The sequence below is a fragment of the Mycetocola sp. genome (genome assembly GCF_046716805.1).
GTDB lineage: Bacteria > Actinomycetota > Actinomycetes > Actinomycetales > Microbacteriaceae > Mycetocola_A.
Genome location: NZ_JBKJWH010000027.1, coordinates 1 through 3,727, shown reverse-complemented (window position 1 = coordinate 3,727; position 3,727 = coordinate 1). Strand labels below are relative to the sequence as shown.

At 66.9% G+C, this 3,727-nt stretch carries 2 protein-coding genes; one reads left to right on the top strand and one right to left on the bottom strand.

The genetic code is table 11. From position 1 onward, the window contains the following. Positions 1–1,490: polyribonucleotide nucleotidyltransferase (locus ACLQ62_RS02095; RefSeq protein WP_411720004.1), on the bottom strand; the 1,490-nt coding region annotated here is incomplete at its 3' end. Positions 1,491–1,936: 446 nt separating this feature from the next. Between ACLQ62_RS02095 and ACLQ62_RS02090 the strand changes: the two genes are divergently transcribed. Beyond that, positions 1,937–3,727 (top strand): patatin-like phospholipase family protein (locus ACLQ62_RS02090; RefSeq protein WP_411720003.1); only part of this gene is annotated, 1,791 nt, incomplete at its 3' end.

Sequence of the window (3,727 nt, the reverse complement as noted above, 5' to 3'; positions counted from 1 at the left end):
GCGACCGGGGCGCGCAGGGGCACTCCGGCGTTGAGAAGCGACAGGGTCGAGGCGCAGACGGAACCCATCGACGTCGAACCGTTGGAACCGAGAGCCTCGGAGACCTGGCGGATGGCGTACGGGAACTCCTCGCGGCTCGGCAGAACCGGAACGAGGGCGCGCTCGGCGAGGAAGCCGTGCCCGATCTCGCGACGCTTCGGCGAACCGACGCGACCGGTTTCACCGGTGGAGTACGGCGGGAAGTTGTAGTGGTGCAGGTAGCGCTTCTTCGTGATCGGGCTCAGCGAGTCGATCTGCTGCTCCATCTTGAGCATGTTCAGCGTGGTGACACCCAGGATCTGAGTCTCTCCGCGCTGGAAGATGGCGGAACCGTGGACGCGCGGGATGACCTGCACCTCGGCGTCGAGCGGACGGATGTCTGCAAGACCACGGCCGTCCATGCGGACGCCCTCGGTGAGGATGCGGGTGCGGACGACGTCCTTGGTGACGGACTTGTACGCGGCAGACACCTGGTTGTTGGAGTCAGCGGACAGCTCGCCTGCTTCGACCTTGGCTGCGATGGCAGCCTTGACGCGGTCCTTGAGCTCGTCGTCAGCATCCTGGCGCGCGATCTTGTCAGCGATCTGGTAGATCGAGACGAGTTCTTCGCGGGCGAGAGCCGAGACGGCGGCGAGAGTTTCGTCGTTGTAGGGCAGGAACACCGGGTAGTCGCGAACTTCCTTGGCCGACTGGGCAGCGAGCTCGGACTGAGCCTTGACCAGCTGGAGGAGGAACGGCTTCGCAGCGTCGAGGCCCTCGGCGACGACGTCTTCGTTCGGCTTGATGGCGCCGCCCTGGATCAGGTTCCAGGCGCCTTCGGTTGCTTCGGCTTCGACCATCATGATGGCGATGTCTTCGTTACCGTTCTCGTCGGTGACGAGTCGGCCGGCGACCGTGAGGTCGAAAACGGCGTCAGCGAGCTGTGAGGCCTTCGGGAAGGCGACCCACTGGCCGTTGATGAGGGCGAGACGGATGCCGGCGATCGGTCCCGAGAACGGAAGTCCCGAGATCTGCGTCGACATGGATGCCGCGTTGATGGCCAGAGCGTCGTAGAACTCGTCGGGAGCGATGCTCAGGACGGTGATGACGATCTGGACCTCGTTGCGCAGGCCGGTGACGAACGACGGGCGCAGCGGCCGGTCGATCAGGCGGCAGACGAGGATGGCCTCGGTCGACGGACGGCCTTCGCGGCGGAAGAACGAACCGGGGATCTTGCCTGCAGCGTAGCTGCGCTCTTCCACGTCAACCGTGAGCGGGAAGAAGTCGAAGTTGTCCTTCGGGTGCTTGCCTGCGCTCGTCGCGCTGAGCAGCATGGTTTCTTCATCGAGGTAAGCAGCAATGGCACCCTGTGCCTGCTGTGCGAGGCGGCCGGCTTCGAACCGGACCGTGCGCTTGCCGAACTTGCCGTTGTCGAGGATTGCCTCGGCGAACTTGATTTCTGGACCTTCCACAGGTCACTCCTTACGTTTAGCGCCGCCCCGTATGGGCGCACGCTCTGCCTAGGAGCAGGAACAGGCAGTAATTACTCAGACCTTCGAGGGTCTGGCTGATCTCCAGTGAAAAATCGCTCTCGGCGCCGCCGTGGATGCCGGTGTACCGCAAGGGGGTTCGTCGGGGTCCCGACGCGAGAGAAATTCACCACCGAGGACCAGCTTCCTGCCGGCCTGCTCCGTGAATGTGTGCCCGATATCTCTATCGGACCAGGTTAAGCCTAGCAGAGGAGCGGTTTTCCGCAGCTGGGAAGACCCCGGTGCGCGTGTCCATCCGGTAAACGGATGCCTGACGGCAGCCTCCCGGTTCGGCCGCCGGCGGCGAGCGCCTCTTCCGCCGGTCTCGGCGGCGGCGGTACGGTGGCAGTCGACGCACGAGGCGCCGCTGCACACGTGCCGTGAGGGGGATGATGTCGAGCACGGATGACGGCCCGGGACTGCTCGTTCTGCCCCTGGATCCCGGCGTCGATGAGGTGCCGCGGTTCCTGACCGCGGAGGAGCACCGGGCGCTCACCCCGCGCCATCACCGGATCCTCCGCGCCGCGCTTGCGATGCGGGGCGGGGTGAGCCTCGCCGTCTGGACCGGCGGGGCTCTCGCCGAAATCGACCTGTGGCGTCGCATCCGGATCCTCCGCCGGGTCGACGGAACCACCGTCGCCGTGTTCATTCCGCCGTCGCCCGAACCCGGCGGGACCGACGGTTCCTGGCTGAGGCGGGCCGTGGAGTACGCCAGGATGCTGGACTCTCGTGGGTTCGACGCCATCGAGTTCGATGTGATGGCCGGCGCGAGCGGGGGCGGGCTCAACGCGGTGATGTACGCGGTCGCCCAGAGAGCCGGGGCGAGCGTGGACTCGCTCCTCGACACATGGCGGGATGTGGGCAGCGCCTGGCGCCTGATGCATCCACCGGGTTTCAGCAGGCTCGATTCCGTGCTGCGGGGCGATGGATACCTGTGGGTGGAGCTGCGAAGCGCGCTCCGCGATTTCCATGACCCGTCGCGGCACAGGATGCATGAGGCGCACCGTGCCGGAGGGATCACGGTCGACCTGTCGGCGACGATCGTCGACAGCGAGGACGCGAACGAGCGGGGCACCAGGGAGGGCAAGGGACATTTTCACTTCGTGGGCACCGACGACGGCGCCGCGAACGAACACGGCAGGGACATTCCTGCCCGTCTCGACGCGTCAGCGGAGGCGAGCCTCGCGCGGCTCGCCTACGCGGCGAGAGCCACGTCGGCGTTCCCGGGAGCGTTCGAACCGGCATTGATCTTCTCGCGCGTCACAACCCCGGGCATCCGCGCCGGCGATGCCGAGAGCATCGACATGACGTTCGCGTTCCATGCACACCGAGAGGATTGGTCGCATCCGTTCCGTGTCGTCGACGGCGGCGTGTTTGACAACATCCCGATCGACCGCGCCTTCCGCGCGATCCGGGGGATGGCGTCAACGGTGAACGCAACGAGGGCGCTGCTCTATCTGGATCCGAATCCTGTCATCCAGGCGCCCGGATCGGTGCGGCCGACGTCGTACGGCATCAGCGCTGAACGCCCTGCAGCCGCCGGGCCCCGCCGGGTACTCGACCGATTGGCGGACCGGCGATCCCGCCTGCTCGAGAAAATACTCGCCGGGCAGGGCGAGCGCGGCGAATCGGGAGAGGCGGAAGAGAACGAGGTGGAGCGGTTCCGGCTGCATCTCGCCGAAGTTGATGGCCGGGCCGAGTCACTCGCGGTGCTCTCGGACGCCGCGGTGGCCGACTACGACCTCGTCAGCGCACGCCGGGCGTACCTGCGGTTCCGCGGCAGCACCGACCTCCAGCTGCTGACACTGACCCTCGCCAACCCGTCCCTGTGGCAACTCGGCACCAACCTGCCCGGCCGGCAGAACTGGCCCGCGTTCTCGCCGGAGGAACGGAGCGGCCTGGCACACTGCTTCTCAGCCGAGTACGAGGCGGCATCGCACGGTCCAGAGGATTCGGCCTTCTTCATCGGGATCGCGCAGGGCCCGCAGGCCGTCATCGACACGATTTTGTGCGCTCTGAACTGGGTGCGCGCCCTCGAGGAGCACACGGATGCCGCGAATCTCGACGATCGTCTGCTCGCGGCTTCCCGCGGCTCGGCGCCGGGCGAACCGCCGATGCCTGCCCGTTCCGTCGCTGCCCTGCGGGCGCAGCTGTATGCCTTGCTCGCCCGCGCGACGGAC